This is a genomic window from Kineosporia sp. NBRC 101731, assembly GCF_030269305.1.
Taxonomy (GTDB): domain Bacteria; phylum Actinomycetota; class Actinomycetes; order Actinomycetales; family Kineosporiaceae; genus Kineosporia.
Genome location: NZ_BSTC01000001.1, coordinates 525,991 through 541,798 on the forward strand (window position 1 = coordinate 525,991; position 15,808 = coordinate 541,798).

The following is a 15,808-nucleotide window of genomic DNA, read 5'->3' on the forward strand; positions in this document are numbered from 1 at the left end:
CGTTGGATACCAATGTTTTCGGGGGGACGGCGGTGCGCCGTGCCTCGATCGGTGTCGTCGTTCTGCTGACCGTCGCCGCGGTCGCGGGGTCGGCGCAGGCCTCGGCCACCCCGACGGCCACCCCGACGGCCACCCCGACGACCACCCCGACCGCGATGCCGCAGGACCAGCTGGCGGCGCAGAAGGTGCCGGTGCTCGGGTCCACCACCCTGCGCCAGGAGATGGACGGCACCAAGACGAAGGCGACGCTGCTGGTGAACGGGGTTCGCCGGATTCCCGGGGCAACGGTGCTCTACTACTCGGCCGGTCTGTCCGAAGGTGCGCGCCCGGAGGACTGGTACAAGTTCACCTCCGGTGCGACCGACCGGAACATCGCTATCAGCAGCATCGGGAACGTGCGCCTGGTGGACTTCTCCGGCGAGAGGATCTACACGCCGCTCCACGAGGACGACGGCGGCACCGACGGCACGGCGATGACCTCGCCCTACCGTTCCTGGCCGAATTTCGAGCCGGGAGGCACGTTCTACACGTTCTACGCGGTGATGCCGGAGCTGCCCGAAGACCTCGACTCGGTGGACGTGCTGGTCGGGCACGGCGACGTCGTGCAGAACGTGCCGATCAGTGACGGCGTGATGGAACCGGCCTCCCTCCAGGTGGAACCGATCCGGATGGGCGAGGCCTGGCCGCAGATCGACCAGGCGGCGGCCGCTTCCTCGCTGCGCCCGCAGGACTCGGTGCGCCCGCTGACCACGACCGTCGCGAATGCCGACGGCACGGTGACGCAGGAGAGCACCGACGAGACGACCACGGTCAACCTCTCGTCGGACGTGTTGTTCGGGGTCGACTCCGCGACGCTCGACCCGTCCGCCGACCAGGTGCTGCAGAAGGCCGCCGACGCGGTGAACTCCTCGGCCGGGAGCGGCGAGATCGAGATCGTCGGCCACACCGACAGTTCCGGCAGCGATGAGCACAACCTGAAGCTGTCCCGGCGCCGCGCCCGGGCCGTGGCCCGGGCCTTGAAGCCGCTGATCACCGTGCCCGGGGTCACCTACCGGATCTCCGGCCGGGGAGAGCAGGACCCGGTCAGCGGCAACGACACCGAGGCGGGCAGGAAGAAGAACCGCCGGGTCGGCGTGGTCTTCGGGCAGGAGGGGGCGAAGTGAGGCGATCGGCGATCGTGGCGGTGCTGGGGCTGCTCCTGGTGGCCGGGGCCGGTGGGCTCTACCTGTCCGGCCGGGACGAGCCGGCCGCCGCTGCCCCCGAGGCGGCACCGGTGGCCACGACGGGTGAGCTGACCGTGGAGGACGCCACCCGGACGTTCCTGGGAGACAGCGCGCCCGTCGGTCCGGCGGTCGCCTCCGAGAAAGGCGTGATCTACGCCTACGACCAGGACACCTCCACGAGCTACGACGCGCCCGGAACCCTCGACATCCTGGCCGTGGACGTCAGCGAATCGTCGACCCACGTGAGGTTCTCGATGAGCGCTGAGTCGGAACTGCGACTTCGGCTCGCCGGGTACATCGAGACCACGCTGTCGGGTTTCCACACCGCCACGCTGGTGGCGGAACAGGCCGACCTGTCGATGACCGGGGCCCGGTGGATCGGCGCGAACGAGCTGTCGGCCGACTGCACCTGCGGCCGCCGGCCGGAGGTCGTCGACGCCGACGGGGTCGAGGTCAGCCTGCTGTTCCCGGCCCTGCCCGCGTCCGTCACCGAGGTCCAGCTCAAGGTGCCGGGTTTCGTCCCGCTCACCGCCCCCGTCAACCGAGTAGGTGCGGAATGAGACACATCATCGCGCTGGCCCTGGCCGGGACCCTGACCTCGGCCACCACCGGCGGCGTCTCGGTCGCGGAGCTGGGTGACCAGAAGGTGCCGGTCCTGGGTTCCACCACACTGGCCCAGGACATGGAGTCCGAGGGGGTCAAGGCGACGGTGCTGGTGAACGGGGTGCGCCGGATCGACGGGGCGACGATCGTCTACTACTCGGCCGGGCTGCCGAAGGGCGCGCCGGCGCAGAGCTGGTCCGCCTTCAACGCCTTCGCGTCGGACCGCGTCTCGGCGGCCTCGGGTGGTGTCGGCAACGTGCGGCTGATCGATTTCCCGCACCAGAAGATCTACCTGCCACTGGTGAAGATGTCGCAGTACGGCACCGAGCAGGCCATGGTGTCGCCCTCGGCGGCCTGGCCCTCCGACGAGTCCGGGGGCACCTTCTACACGTTCTACGCGGTGATGCCGGAGCTGCCCGACGACGTCGGCACGGTCGATGTGATGGTGGGGCACGGCGACATCGTGCACGACGTGAAGGTCGACGAGGGTGTGATGGAACCGGCCTCCTTGCAAGAGAAACCGATCCGGATGGGCCAGGTCTGGCCGTTGATCGACCAGGTCGCCGCGGCGGGTTCGGTGGCGCCGGAAGACTCGGTCCGGCCCCTGATCGGCAGATCGACGGAGGAGGGGCAGTGATCAGCAGGGACAGACGCCGCGCCGGGCTGGTGCTCCTGGCGGGCCTGGTGGCGGTGGCCGTGGCGGCGGTGATCTTCGTGCAGGGTGGTGGCCTGACGAAGTGGCGTACCGGGGGCGAGGAGCTGTCGGTGCGCGATGCCACTGCGAAGTATCTCGATCAGGCGCCGCAGCGGGCGCCGGCCCTGGCCTCGGAGCAGGGCGTGATCTATGCGTACTCGCCGGACGACTACCAGAGTTACGAGGCGACCGGCACTCTCGAGGTGCAGGCCGTGGACGCCGGGGAATCGTCGACACATGTGCGGTTCTCACTGAGCGCGTCGTCGGAGCAGCAGCTGAGTTCGGGCCGGTACACCGACAGCAGCGGCGCGGGATTCCGTACGGCCACTCTCACGGCGGCCGGGCAGACCGTGACGGGCGCCGAGTGGACGGGCGCCGACGGGGGCCGGGCGGACTGCACGTGTGGCCGGGAACCGAAGACCGTGGGGCCCGCCGGGATCGACATCAGTCTGCTGTTCCCGGCCCTTCCCGGGTCGGTGACCGAGGTTCAGCTCACCGTGCCGGGTTTCGTTCCGCTCACGGTTCCCGTGTCCGGGCGATGACATGACCCGGACACGGGAGGCCGGGATGGGTTACCGGGACTGCAGGGCGTCCAGCGCCACGGCCATGGCGGCGGCCAGACGGCCGTCCAGACGGGCGCCCGGCACCTCGACCTCGTAGCGGTCACGCAGTGAGCGCTTGCGCTGCGAGCTCAGGAGCACCGTGCCGTCCGGGTCGGTGAAGTCGAAGTGGAAGACGAACGGCGACGGCAGATCGCTGAGGACGGGCAGGAACTCCCAGACCCGGCGGGCGATCGCCACGTTCTTGTTGCGCTCGGTGCCGAACAGTTCCACCGGGCTGTTGGCGAAGCCCATGTGCCACGAGCTGCGCAGGAGTGACTTGCCGAAGTCCTTACGGAACCAGCCGATGGTCTGGCCGGTGGCGTCCTGGACGTCGTAGGTGGCGCCGAGGTCGAGACGCTGACGGGCCTTGAAGCTGAACACCGGCTCCGTGCGGTTCTCGTCCGCGTAGAAGGTGACCTCCTCCTTGAACGCCAGGCGCTTCTGCTGGGCGAAGGCCAGCAGGTCACCGGTACTGCCGTCGGGCCGCAGCTCGCGGATCTCGTAACGGTTGACCATCAGGGTGATCTTCTGGGTCACCGCGAAACGCTCGATGCTCCTCAGGTCGGAGACCATCAGTTCACGCTTCTCTCTGTACAGACGTCCGATATGTGCGGGTCATTGTTGCGTAGGGCAGCGTTCCGTGTCCGGCGCTTTGAACGGTCCACCCATTGCTCACTTAAAGTAGTGATCCACCGCGATTTCGTCGATATGACCCCAATACTCCTTGACGTCGGATTGCGCTATCTGAGAGGTTTTTCCAGCAAGGTTCGGCGGTGTCGATCCAGTCCTCGTGACAGCCCGTACGAATCTCACCACATACTCAGAACTGCAACTAGGACACTCTGCGTGAGGCATCGGCCCGCATGAGTCCCACCAGGCTGCGGGGCCTGGGTGGTGCGACATCGAGCGCGCTGCCCAGGTCTCGCCCCCAACCGCGGTTCCCGGGTGGCCGGAATGCGCCAATCGCGATCTCATTCCTTCCAGCGGTCCCAATTGTTGCTCGGCCGTTCGGGTATGCCACGGTTACCCGGCAGTGCGCCGGCAAGGTGCGTGCTCAGCCTGCTCCCAGATCGTCATGAAGGGTTTGGTCGTGATCATCCGTCGGCTCGTCGGGGTCGTACTCGTGGTGCTTGTGCTGCTGGTCGTTGTCGACCGCGTGACATGGTGGGCAGCCCGCCGCGTGGTCGCCGAGAGAGTCCAGAGCGAGGCCGGCCTGGCAGAGCGACCAGATGTCGAGGTGCACGGATTCCCGCTGCTCACTCAGGCTCTCGGGGGTAAGTACGACCAGGTCAACGCCAAGGTCGACGACCTCAGCGTGCAGGACGGCGTCACTGTCGACCAGCTCGACGTGGAGATGCGGGGCATTCACGCCAGCCTCGGCGACCTGGTGAAGCACCGCGTGGGTGACGTGCCGGTCGACTCCGCCGTGGCCGACGCGACGGTGGGGTACGCGTCCATCGACCGGGTGGTCGCGGACAACATGCCCGACGACAACCTCAAGGTGGAATTCACCGAGGGCGACGGCGGAAACCTTTCCATCACCGGCACCTACGAGAGCCCGCTGGGCAGCACCCAGTTGCAGGGCGAGGCCGGCGTCACGATCAAGGACGGGGACCTGTTGCTGCAGCTGACGCAGGACTCCCTCGCCGACATCGACCCGCTGCTGCGCCCGCAGGTGAAGTCGCTGCTGAACCGCTCCTACCACCTGCCCGAGCTGCCGTTCGGGTTCACCGCGCAAGACGTGACGGTGGGCCAGGAGGGCGTGACGGTTCGCGCCACGACCACCGAGGTCCAGTTGAGCTGACGTCACACCGAGGCCATGAGGGCCGGGATCCCCACTCGGGGTCCCGGCCCTTTTTCGTTCCCGGGAAAGCAGATGACGCAGGCATGCGCTAACTTGAGTGGAACAGACTCAACTCTGTCAGCGTTGCGAAGTGCAGTAGTTCCATCAGCACTCGGAGGTAACTGAGCACCATGGACCTGAAGCTCACCACCCGCAGCCAGGAGGCCATGGCCTCCGCCGTCCGGCGCGCCGCCACTGACGGTGCGCCGCAGGTAGAGCCGGCGCACCTGCTGGGCGCCCTGCTCGAGCAGCCCGACGGGGTCGCTCCCGCCCTTCTGCAGGCCGTGGGCGCCGACCCGCAGGCCCTGCGTCGCTCCAACACCGCTCTGGTCGAGGGCCTGCCCCGGGCCAGTGGCAGTTCGGTCAGCTCGCCCAGCCTCGGCCGCGCCTCCTACCAGGCGATGTCGGCGGCCGGCGAGGCCGCCCGGGAGCTCGGCGACGAGTACGTCTCCACCGAGCACCTGCTGATCGGTCTGGCCGCGGGTGACAGCGGTGTCCTCCAGAGCGCGGGGATCACCCGCGACAAGCTGCTGGCCGCGCTGCCCAAGGTGCGTGGCAACGCCCGGGTCACCAGCCCCGACCCGGAGGGCACCTACAAGTCCCTGGAAAAGTACGGCGTCGACCTGACCGCCGCCGCGCGCGACGGCCGTCTCGACCCGGTGATCGGGCGGGACGCCGAGATTCGCCGGGTGGTGCAGGTTCTGAGTCGCCGCACGAAGAACAACCCGGTGCTGATCGGTGAGCCGGGCGTGGGTAAGACCGCGGTGGTCGAAGGTCTGGCCCAGCGCATCGTGGCCGGCGACGTGCCCGAATCCCTGCGCGGCAAGCGACTGATCAGCCTCGACCTGGCCGCGATGGTGGCGGGTGCGAAGTACCGCGGGGAGTTCGAGGAGCGGCTGAAGGCGGTGCTCGAAGAGATCAAGTCCTCCGAGGGCCAGGTGGTCACCTTCATCGACGAGCTGCACACCGTGGTCGGTGCGGGCGGCAGCAGCGACGGGTCGATGGACGCCGGCAACATGCTCAAGCCGATGCTGGCCCGGGGCGAGCTGCGCCTGGTCGGCGCCACCACGCTGGACGAGTACCGCGAGAACATCGAGAAGGATGCCGCGCTGGAGCGTCGTTTCCAGCAGGTCTACGTGGGTGAGCCGAGCGTGGAGGACACCGTGGCCATCCTGCGGGGCCTGAAGGAGCGTTACGAGGCGCATCACAAGGTCGCGATCACCGATGCCGCCCTGGTCGCCGCCGCGGGTCTGTCGCACCGCTACATCCCCGGCCGTCAGCTGCCCGACAAGGCGATCGACCTGATCGACGAGGCCGCCAGCCGGCTGCGCATGGAGATCGACTCCTCGCCCGAGGAGATCGACGCCCTGCGCCGTCAGGTCGACCGGATGAAGATGGAAGAGATGGCGCTGGCCAACGAGGCCGACCCGGGCAGCCAGATGCGTCTGGAGAAGCTGCGGGCCGACCTGGCCGACCGTTCCGAGCAACTGGCCGGCCTCACGGCGCGCTGGGAGCAGGAGAAGGCCGGTCTCAACCGGGTCGGTGACCTGATGAAGCGGGTCGACGAGCTCCGTAGTCAGGCCGAGAAGCTCCAGCGCGCCGGTGATCTGGGGGCGGCCTCGCGGCTGCTGTACGGCGAGATCCCGACCATCGAGAAGGAGATTGCCGAGGCCCAGGCCGCCGAGGAGGTCCTGGAAGACCGGGCCGAGCCGATGGTGAAGGACGAGGTCGGTCCCGACGACATCGCCGACGTGGTGGCGGCCTGGACCGGTATCCCCGCCGGGCGGCTGCTGGAGGGCGAGAGCGCCAAGCTGCTGCGCATGGAAGAGGTCATCGGAGGGCGGCTGATCGGGCAGAAGAACGCCGTGCGGGCGGTGTCCGACGCGGTGCGCCGAGCCCGGGCCGGTATCAGCGACCCGGACCGTCCGACCGGATCGTTCCTGTTCCTCGGCCCCACCGGTGTCGGTAAGACCGAGCTGGCCAAGGCCCTGGCCGACTTCCTGTTCGACGACGAGCGGGCGATGGTCCGCATCGACATGAGCGAGTACGCCGAGAAGCACAGCGAGGCCAGGCTGATCGGTGCCCCGCCCGGCTACGTCGGGTACGAGTCGGGTGGTCAGCTGACCGAGGCGGTGCGCCGTCGTCCCTACTCCGTCGTTCTGTTCGACGAGGTGGAGAAGGCTCACCCGGACGTGTTCGACGTGCTGCTCCAGGTGCTCGACGACGGCCGGCTCACCGACGGTCAAGGCCGCACGGTCGACTTCCGCTCGACCATCCTGGTGCTGACCTCCAACCTGGGCTCGCAGTTCCTGGTCGACCCGACGCTGTCGGACGAGGCCAAGAAGGATGCCGTGCTCAGCTCGGTGCGTTCCGCGTTCAAGCCGGAGTTCCTCAACCGGCTCGACGACGTGGTGGTGTTCGACCCGCTCGGCATGAACGAGCTGTCGCACATCGTGGAGCTCCAGATCGGGCTGCTGGCCCGGCGTCTGGCCGACCGGCGGCTCGCGCTTCAGGTCACCGCGGCCGCTCGCGACTGGTTGGCCCTCACCGGCTACGACCCGGCTTACGGGGCCCGGCCGCTGCGCCGCCTGGTGCAGCGCGAGATCGGTGACAAGCTCGCCCGGGCTCTGCTGGCGGGCGAGATCCACGACGGCGACGGAGTTCTCGTTGATGCGGCGCCTGCTGCCGACGGCTTGGTCGTGCGGCGGCTCGAGCCGGGCGAGCAGGTCGACTCGGTGGTCCGGTCTCACGCCAATCCGGACAGCGGCCTGATCGAGCTGGAGTCCGGCCCGACGATCTGACACTCGCCATGAAGCAGCGAAGCCCTCGCCGATCCCGGCGAGGGCTTCGCTGCTGTGAGGACGTCGGGGTCAGCGGGCGGTCCAGATCACCTTGGTGCCACTTGTCTTCACCAGCTGGAGCTTGCCGTTGCTCAGCAGACGCAGCCGGTTGGCACCCTCGCCCGCGGTCTTGGAGGTCCAGGCGGTGGTGCCGTTGGAGTTGACCAGCGACAGGTTGCCGGTGCTGGTGACGGTGAGCCAATCGGCGTTCTTCTTGCCGGTGCTCCAGATGACGCCCGCGCCCTTCTCCGTCACCGTGAGGTTGCCGTCGGTGCGGAAGGCCAGGCTGTACTTCCCGTTCTTCGACACCAGCGTGCGGCCGCCGCGGTAGAGCGCCGAACCCGTGTTCAGGGTGGCGCGGCCGGCGACGTTCTGCGTGGGAGCCGTCTTCTGGGCCTTGTTGCTGGCCCAGGCCGTCTTCTGGGTGGAGCTGGTGACGATGGTCAGCCGGCCCTCGTTGGTGACCTTCAGCGTGGAGGCGCCGCCGCTGGTGCCGGACGACCAGACCCGCTGCCCGTAGGCGTTGTACGACACCAGATTTCCGGTGGTGGTCAGGCGTGTGTAAGCAGCGCCACGGCCGGAGTGCCAGAGCACCCGGCCGCCGGGCTTGCTCAGCGTCAGGTCTTTGCCGGTCTGGGACAGCACGTACAGGCCGTTCGGGCTGGAGATCGACGAGCCGTTGTGCAGGGAGGTACCGCTGGTGAGCGACGTCTTGGAGGCGGTGGCCACCGGGAGTGTCACCTTCTGCGGCGAGAACAGGAGCCGCCGCGGCCATTTGGTGCTGACCTTGGTGACGGCGTTCTCGGTGGAGGCGCCGATGACGGCCGCCTGCACCTGCTTCGGCGTGGCCTTCGGGTGCTTCTGCAGGTACAGCGCCACGGCGCCGGTGACGTGCGGCGTGGCCATCGACGTGCCGGAGAGCTTGGCGATACGGGTGTCGCCGGTGGCCCAGTCGGAGGTGATGTTCAGGCCCGGCGCGTACAGGTCGACGCAGTCGCCGTAGTTGGAGAACGTCGCCTTCTTGTCGGTCTTGGTGGAGGCGCCGACCACGATGGCGGCCTTCACATCGCTCGGGGAGACGTCGCAGGCCGGGATGCCCTCACCGGCTGCGTCGCCGTTACCGGCGGCGATGACCACGGTGACGCCGTCGGCGATGACCCGCTTGACCGCGGCCTCGACCACCGGGTCTTCGCCGCCCTCGTTGGTCAGGCTGAGGTTCGCGACGGCCGGCTCACCGCTCTTGTGGTGCGAGACCACCCAGTCGAGCCCCTGGGCCACGATCGAGCTGGTGCTGCCGCCCTCACAGTCGAGCACCCGGACCGGCACCAGCGAGACCTCTTTGGCCACACCGTAGTTGGTGCCGCCGATGGTGCCGGCCACGTGCGTGCCGTGGCCCTCGCAGTCTTCGGTACTGGTGTCGCCGGACAGCGTGGACTTACCGCCGGAGACCCGGCTCGTGCCCTGCTTGCCGGACAGCGTGGTGGTGAAGTCGCGGTGGGTGCTGCGGACCCCGGTGTCCACCACGTAGGCGGTGACGCCCTTGCCGGTGTTCGAGTAGTAGTACGAGCCGTTCAGCTTGCTCGCGTGCTGGTCGATGCGGTCGAGCCCCCACTCGGCGTCTTTCTGCGTGTCCGAGGTGGCGGTGGAGGTGTACCGCTGGTTGACCGCGACGTAGTCGACGGCCGGGTCTTCCCGGATGTCGGCGAGCTCGTCGTCCGACAGCGTGGCCGAGTAACCCTGCAAGGCCTCGGTGAACCGGGCGTGCACCTGGGCACCGGCATCCTCACCGCGCTCCACGGCCGCGGCCACCAGCGAACCGGCCGACGACCCGGCGCCGTCGACACCGGCGGCGCTCAGGCCCGCCTGGTCTTTCAGCATGACCAGGTACTCGCCGTCGATCGCGCTCTTGCTGTCGGCACCCACCAGCGGAGCCGGATCCGTGCCGCCCAGGGCAGCGGGCAGGGCGTCGGCGACCGGCGTCAGCGTGACCACGGCGGCCGTCGCGGCCGACAGCCCGAGCGCGATCCTGATCAACGCTTTCCGGCGAGGTAGGGCCCGGTGGGGGGCGCGGGGATCCGTCACGCGCAGCACTCTACGGGGGCGCACCGACAGGATGCCGGACCCGCGACCGGGCACAGGGGCGAAAATCGTGCGTTCCGTAGTCACCCTCATACGTTTCGGTGATCGATTGACTGGTCCTTCCGGACCTCCTATTTCGTGCTTGACCGAGATTTAAATTGTGGAATCTGAACGGCCCGGGCGTGTCCGGCGTCAGGAAAAGCGTTTCCGGTCGGTCGAGACAAGTGCGGTGTCGGTTCCCGGCTACGTCACTGGAGCCCCGGTGGACCCGGGCGTTCGCTAGGTTTACCGGGTATGGGACCGGTGGCCGGGTCGTTGGTGCTCGGCCGGCTGGCAGCAGCGCGAGGGCGTCAGGCCGCGGTGCTGATCGCGCTCGCCGTCGCCGTGCTCATCCCGGTGCTGATCGGTGCGTCCACCCAGATCACGGCCGATGCCGCGCTCGGCCGCGCGCTCCAGCGACTGCCGGTCGGGGAACGCAGCGCGATCGTCTCGTTCAACGGCTTTCTCACCCCGGACGAGCTCGCGGCCATGGATCGGCTCTCCCGCGATCGTCTCGCCGACCTCACCCAGGGCCCGGTCCGGCGCCAGCTGGTGCACCGCACGCTGTCCGACGGTTCGGGCGTCGACTTCGTGCTGGCCGCGACCGACGGACTGGCCGGGGCGGTGCGCCTCGTCAGCGGCCGGATGCCCGCCGGCTGCACGCCGCAGCGCTGCGAGGTGGTCGAGATCGAGGCCACCACGGGAGATCTCGCCGGTGCTCAGCCGCGCGTCGCGGACCTCGGCCTGGTGGTGGTCGGCACGGTGCGGCGGTCCGACCCGCTGCTGCTCAGCGGCACCTTCGGGATCGACGGGCGGACACCGGTGCTGCTGGCCGACGGCGTCGGGCCGGTGACCGGGGTGAGCGCGTTCTCGGCGATCGGCCACAGCTACGGCTGGGTGGGAGAACTCGACCGTTCGGTGATCTCGGCCCGGGGGGTCCAGGGGTGGATCGGGGTGGTCGACGCGGCGGCGGACGCGCTGGTGAGAGGTCGTCCCGGAACCATTCTCACCGTTCCGGAGAGCGGGGTGGCGGCCGAACTGGACCGGGCGGACGCTTCCGCGAGCCGATTCAGTCTGCTGGCCGGTGGGTGCGGGCTGCTCCTGCTCGGCGCGGCGATGATCGGCGGGGCCGCGTTACGGCCCGACGTCCTGCGCTTCGCCGAGGCCCTGCGGCGGCGTGGGCTGGGACCCGTGCGGATCCGCGTCGTGGTGCTGGGGGAAGCGCTCGTCCTGGTCGTGGCGGCGGGTCTGGTCGGCCTGGGGCTCGGGGCCGGTGCGGCGGGCGTGTTGCTCGCCGACGCGGGGCTGCTCACCCGGGCCGCGGTCGGGGAAGCGCTCGTCTCCGCCCTGCCGATGGTGATCGGTCTGCTGGCAGCCGCTTTCGCACTGCTCGCGATCGTGCTGCGGCCCGGTGCCGCGAACGAGCCGGCGGCCTGGCGGGCGGTGACCGGGTCGGCCGCCGGTGCTCTGGCGGCCCTGGTCCTGATCGCCTCCCGGGGCAGCGCCGACAGCAGCCGGCCAGACTCGCTGCTCGTCGCCCTGCCCGCGCTGCTCCTGCTATCGGCGGCGCTGCTGGCCGCCCGCACCTGGCCCTGGCTGGTGCGCGCGGTGCTGCGGTTGCTGCCCCGCCGCGCGGTGGCCGCCCGCCTGGCCGTCACGGGTATCGCCGGGCGCCCGCTGATCGCGGCCTCCTGTCTGGCCCTGCTCGTCGCGGCCATCGGGGCCACGGGTTTCGCGGCCTCCTACCGGGCCACGCTGGATCGGGGAGCGCTGGATCAGGCCGCGTTCGCGGTGCCCACCGACGTTCGCGTCACCTCGGGGTCGAGGCCTGTGCTCGCCGAGGCCTCCCTCGCCGACTACGCCCGGTTGGCGCCCGGTTCCACCGTCGTCCCGGTGCTGCGGCAAGCCGGTTCGCTCAAGGTCGGCGCCGGTCGCACCGACGTGATCCAGTTCGTCGGCACCGATCCCGCGGCGCTGACGGGGATCCGGAGATGGTCGGCGGTGGTGGGTGACCCCGACCCGAGGGCCGTGGCCGGCCGGATCGATGTGGCGAAGGCATCGGCCGGGCTCGGGCTCCCGGCCGGATCGGTGATGAAGATCGCTCTGCGCCGCGAACTTCCGGACGTGCTGGTGATCGCCTGGCTGCGGGCCGCGGACGGCCGCGAGAGCGCGGTTCATCTGGCCTCGAAAGACGATGTGCTGGTGGGTGAGCTGCCGGCCGGTCGCTGGTCACTGGCCTCGCTGGCGGTGAGTCAGGACGAGGGCGCCGGCACGCGCCGTCAGCATCGTCTCGGGGAGAGCGCCAGTACGGCCGAGATTCCCTCGGGTGTCATCGGTCTGGGGTCGGTGACAGTCGACGGCGCCGCGGTGGACAACCCGTGGGGAGCCTGGAACGGCGAAGGGCTGACGATCGCGCCGGGCGGTGCCTGGGCGGACTTCACCTACCGGATCACCGCGGCCAGCGCGTTCGTCTGGTCCACTCCGATCCCGGCCGGTGCCCCCGGATCGAGCGTGCCGCTGCGGGTGGCGGCCGACCCCGTCACCGCCGCCCAGTCGTCCACCCTCACGCTGACCCTCGCCGGTCAGAGCGTGACTGCCCAGGTGGTCGCTACCCTGCCCCGGTTCCCCACGGTCTCCGGCCGGTTCGTGCTGGCCGACGCCGACGGTCTCGGCCCGCTGTTCTCCCGCCTCACGCCCGGGGCCGGGCAACCCGGCGAGATCTGGCTCGGGCTGCCGGATCTGCCGGATCTGCCGGATTCTGGAACGACGGACGAGGTGAGGACGGCGTTCGCGGCGGCCCCCTTCGACGGGGTCACCGCCCAGTGGTCGGCCGGGGTGGCGCGCGACCTGCGCACCGACCCGGTGGCCCAGGGGGCGCAGCGGGTGCTGTTCCTGGCCGCCCTGGCGACCCTGGCCGTGGCGCTGGCCGCGGTGGTGCTGCTGGTGGTCGGTGAGCGCACGGAAGACGCGGCCGAGTTCCTCACCTGGGAAGCAGGCGGGTTGCGGCCCGGGCTGTTACGTCGGGCGCTGTGGGGGAGAGCCGTGCTGATCGTCGTGGTGGCGGTACCGGCCGGGGTGGTCGCGGGCCTGGCCCTCACCGTGCTCACCGCGCGGCTGGTCCGCCTCACGGCCGGGGCCGGGGTACCTCAGCCGCCACTCGTGCCGGTGGTCGGCGCCGGTACCGCGATCCCGCTGGTGCTGGGCGCTTTCGTCGTCGCCCTGGCCGTCGCCGCCGGGGTGGCACTGACGTCGTTCCGGGAGGAGGAGCCGCGATGGTGACCGTGGACGTGCACGACGCGTTCTGTCTGCACCCACTGCCGGAGGGCGGGGCGGTCGCGGCGTTGCGAGGGCTGGGCCTGAGCGTGCCGCGCGGTGAACTGCTGGTTGTCCACGGGCCCAACGGCTCCGGAAAGACCACGCTCATGCGCGTTCTCGCCGGTGAGCAGCGACTGGCCGCCGGCCGGGCCACGGTGGCCGGGCTGGATCTGGCCACCGCCGGGGCTCGTGACCTGGCCCGCTGGCGGTCGGGTCGACTCGGTCAGGTCGACCAGGACGCGCGTCGGCTGCTGCGCCCGGAGTTCGACGTGCTCGACAATGTGGCGTTGCAGTCGCGGATCGCCGGTAAGCCGCGGGCCCAGGCCCGTTCCCTGGCCGCGGCGGCGCTGGACGAGCTCGGCCTGGGCGATCTGGCGCGCTGCCGGGTGAGTGAGCTGTCCGGCGGTCAGCGGCAGCGGGTGGCGATCTGCGCCGCCCTCGCCCACCGCCCCGATCTGGTGCTGGCCGACGAGCCGACCGGGGAACTCGACCTGGCCTCGGCCGACCAGGTCTACGGGCTGCTGGAGAAGGCTGTGCGCGAGGCGGGGGCCACGCTCGTGATGGTGACCCACGACCGGCGGGCGGCCCAGATCGCCGACCGGGTCGTGCGGATCCGCGACGGCCGGATCAGTGAGAGCTGGGTGCCTTCCGGGTCGGAGGCACTGGTGATGGACGACCGCGGCTGGATCCGTCTGCCCCAGGCCGTTCGCGATCAGGTGCCGGGTGGTGCGCTCTGGGCCCCGGAGGTCGGGGAGGGAAGGGTCGGTCTGCGGCGAACCGGGCTCTCGGACGCTCGCGGAGAGGTTCTGCCTGATCACGGACGAGGTCTGGCTGCGGGTCGTGCGGGTCGTGCGGGTCGCGGGGAGGGAAGGCCCGGGCACGCCGAGGGTCTGGCGGGTGGTCGCGGGGAAAGTTCGCCTGATCACGGACGGGGTCTGGTCGGTGATCGCGGGGAAGGGCCGCCGGATCACGGCGCGGGGCTGGTCGGCGGACGTGGGGAAGGGCTGCCCGATCGCGGCGTGGGTCGGGGGCGTGGACGCGGGGAGGTCGTGGTTGAGCTCTCCGGGGTTCGGCTCAGCTATGCCGGTTCCTCACGGCAGTACGTGCTGGGGGCACCGCCCGGGCCCGGTCTGGACCTGACCGTGCGCGGCGGGGATCTCGCGGCGGTGTCGGGACGGTCCGGCACCGGGAAGAGCTCGCTGTTGCGGGTGGTGCTCGGTCTCCAGAAACCGGACGAGGGCGTGGTCCGGCTGGGTGGGCAGGACCTGACCGGGCTGGACCGGGACCAGCGGGCCAAGCTCCGCGGTCAGCTGAGTGCGGTGGTGATGCAGCAGGTGCATCTGGCCCTGACCGCCGACGCGGCCGGGGTCATCGACCTGGCCCGCGCCGCCCGGGGGTTACCGGCCGACCGCGAGCGGGTGCTCGAACTGCTGGGCCGGCTCGGGCTCCAGGGGCTGGCCCGCCGCCGGGTGGCCTCCCTGTCCGGCGGGGAGCGTCAGCGCGTGACCCTGGCCCGGGCGCTCGCGCTGGACCCGGGGCTGCTGGTGCTGGACGAGCCCACATCGCAGCTCGACGAGGCCTCGGCCCAGCTGGTCACCGCAGTGCTGGAGCAGACGGCGCGCAGTGGCACCGCGGTTCTGGTGGCCACCCACGATCCGGTGCTCTCAGCGGCCGCCAGTCACCTCGTCCTTCATTAAGAAAGCTCGACGATCACCGGAGCGTGGTCGGAGGCACCCTTGCCCTTGCGCTCCTCGCGGTCGATCGACGCGGTCTTGACCCGCTCGGCCAGGGCCGGGGAGGCCAGGGCGAAGTCGATGCGCATGCCCTGGCGCTTGGGGAAGCGCAGCTGGGTGTAGTCCCAGTAGGTATAGGCGCCGGGGGTGTGAGCGCGCACGACCTCGGCGAAGCCGGCCTCCACCACACCGTTGAAAGCGTCGCGCTCGGGCTGCGACACGTGGGTGCTGCCCTCGAAGGCCGCCATGTCCCACACGTCCTCGTCGAGCGGAGCCACGTTCCAGTCACCGACCAGGGCGATCTGGGCCTGCGGGTCAGCGGCGAGCCAGTCCTGGCCGGCGGTCTTCAGCGCGGCCAGCCACTCCAGCTTGTAGACCAGGTGGGGATCTTCGAGCGTGCGGCCGTTGGGCACGTAGAGGCTCCAGAGACGCACGCCGGCGCAGGTGGCGCCGATGGCCCGGGCCTCGGCGGCCGGCGGGTCGCCCCAGCTCGGCATGCCCGGGAAACCGAGCTCGACGTCATCGATCCCGACCCGCGAGATGATCGCGACGCCGTTCCACTGTGAGTGGCCGAGGTGGGCCACCTGGTAGCCGATCTCCTCGAACCGCGCGGTGGGGAACTGCTCGTCCTTGCACTTGGTCTCCTGGACGGCGACCACGTCCACGTCGCTGCGTTCCAGCCAGGCCACGGCCCGGTCGACCCGTGCCCGCATCGAATTCACGTTCCAGGTAGCGATCCGCACCTCGCGAGGGTATCTGCCGATGACTGCCGATGAGGCCACGACTGCACCTCACCCGAACGGCTGCGGACCGTCCGAGTGCAAGGAGTGATCAGCC

The 15,808-nt window shown here is 70.3% G+C and carries 11 protein-coding genes; 8 read left to right on the forward strand and 3 right to left on the reverse strand.

The genetic code is table 11. The features are described from left to right. Positions 1-2 precede the first annotated feature (2 nt). From QSK05_RS02245 to QSK05_RS02260, 4 genes are read left to right on the forward strand one after another with little or no spacing between them, the layout of a single operon-like run. The gene (locus QSK05_RS02245; protein ID WP_285593358.1) at positions 3-1,163 is read left to right on the forward strand and encodes an OmpA family protein; all 1,161 of its coding nucleotides are present in this window, start codon (positions 3-5) and stop codon (positions 1,161-1,163) included. Continuing rightward, entirely contained in the window at positions 1,160-1,783 is a 624-nt protein-coding gene (locus tag QSK05_RS02250; protein WP_285593359.1) for a hypothetical protein, read from the forward strand. Before QSK05_RS02245 ends, QSK05_RS02250 begins: the two co-directional genes overlap by 4 nt. After that, entirely contained in the window at positions 1,780-2,463 is a 684-nt protein-coding gene (locus QSK05_RS02255; protein WP_285593360.1) for a hypothetical protein, read from the forward strand. The genes QSK05_RS02250 and QSK05_RS02255 overlap by 4 nt, the downstream gene beginning before the upstream one ends. Then, positions 2,460-3,062, forward strand: a complete 603-nt coding sequence (locus QSK05_RS02260) for a hypothetical protein (RefSeq protein WP_285593361.1) — start codon at positions 2,460-2,462, stop codon at positions 3,060-3,062. Before QSK05_RS02255 ends, QSK05_RS02260 begins: the two co-directional genes overlap by 4 nt. 30 nt (positions 3,063-3,092) lie before the next feature. On the opposite strand, the gene QSK05_RS02265 is transcribed toward QSK05_RS02260, so the two are convergent. Further along, positions 3,093-3,695 carry an LURP-one-related family protein gene (locus QSK05_RS02265; RefSeq protein ID WP_285593363.1) on the reverse strand — a complete coding sequence of 201 codons (603 nt, stop codon included), beginning with the start codon at positions 3,693-3,695 and terminating at the stop codon, positions 3,093-3,095. 517 nt (positions 3,696-4,212) lie between these two features. On the opposite strand from QSK05_RS02265, the gene QSK05_RS02270 reads away from it, so the two are divergent. Together QSK05_RS02270 and clpB are read left to right on the forward strand one after the other, a co-directional pair. Then, positions 4,213-4,926, forward strand: a complete 714-nt coding sequence (locus tag QSK05_RS02270; protein ID WP_285593365.1) for an LmeA family phospholipid-binding protein — start codon at positions 4,213-4,215, stop codon at positions 4,924-4,926. 170 nt (positions 4,927-5,096) lie between these two features. Then, on the forward strand, positions 5,097-7,766 hold the full coding sequence (clpB, locus tag QSK05_RS02275; protein WP_285593366.1) for an ATP-dependent chaperone ClpB: 2,670 nt from the start codon (positions 5,097-5,099) through the stop codon (positions 7,764-7,766). Positions 7,767-7,835: 69 nt separating this feature from the next. Here the strand turns inward: clpB and QSK05_RS02280 are convergent, their stop codons facing one another. Further along, positions 7,836-9,887, reverse strand: a complete 2,052-nt coding sequence (locus QSK05_RS02280; RefSeq protein ID WP_285593367.1) for a S8 family serine peptidase — start codon at positions 9,885-9,887, stop codon at positions 7,836-7,838. A gap of 291 nt (positions 9,888-10,178) precedes the next feature. Here QSK05_RS02280 and QSK05_RS02285 point away from each other — a divergent pair, with 291 nt between their 5' ends. Next, a complete protein-coding gene (locus QSK05_RS02285; RefSeq protein WP_285593369.1) occupies positions 10,179-13,202 on the forward strand; it encodes a hypothetical protein in 3,024 nt (1,007 codons plus the stop codon). Next, positions 13,196-14,935 (forward strand): ATP-binding cassette domain-containing protein, encoded by a 1,740-nt coding sequence (locus tag QSK05_RS02290; protein WP_285593371.1) that lies wholly within the window; start codon positions 13,196-13,198, stop codon positions 14,933-14,935. Before QSK05_RS02285 ends, QSK05_RS02290 begins: the two co-directional genes overlap by 7 nt. On the opposite strand, the gene QSK05_RS02295 is transcribed toward QSK05_RS02290, so the two are convergent. Then, positions 14,932-15,714, reverse strand: coding sequence for an exodeoxyribonuclease III (locus QSK05_RS02295; protein WP_285593373.1), 783 nt, complete (start codon positions 15,712-15,714; stop codon positions 14,932-14,934). The two genes, QSK05_RS02290 and QSK05_RS02295, sit on opposite strands and share 4 nt — an antisense overlap. Positions 15,715-15,808: the final 94 nt, after the last annotated feature.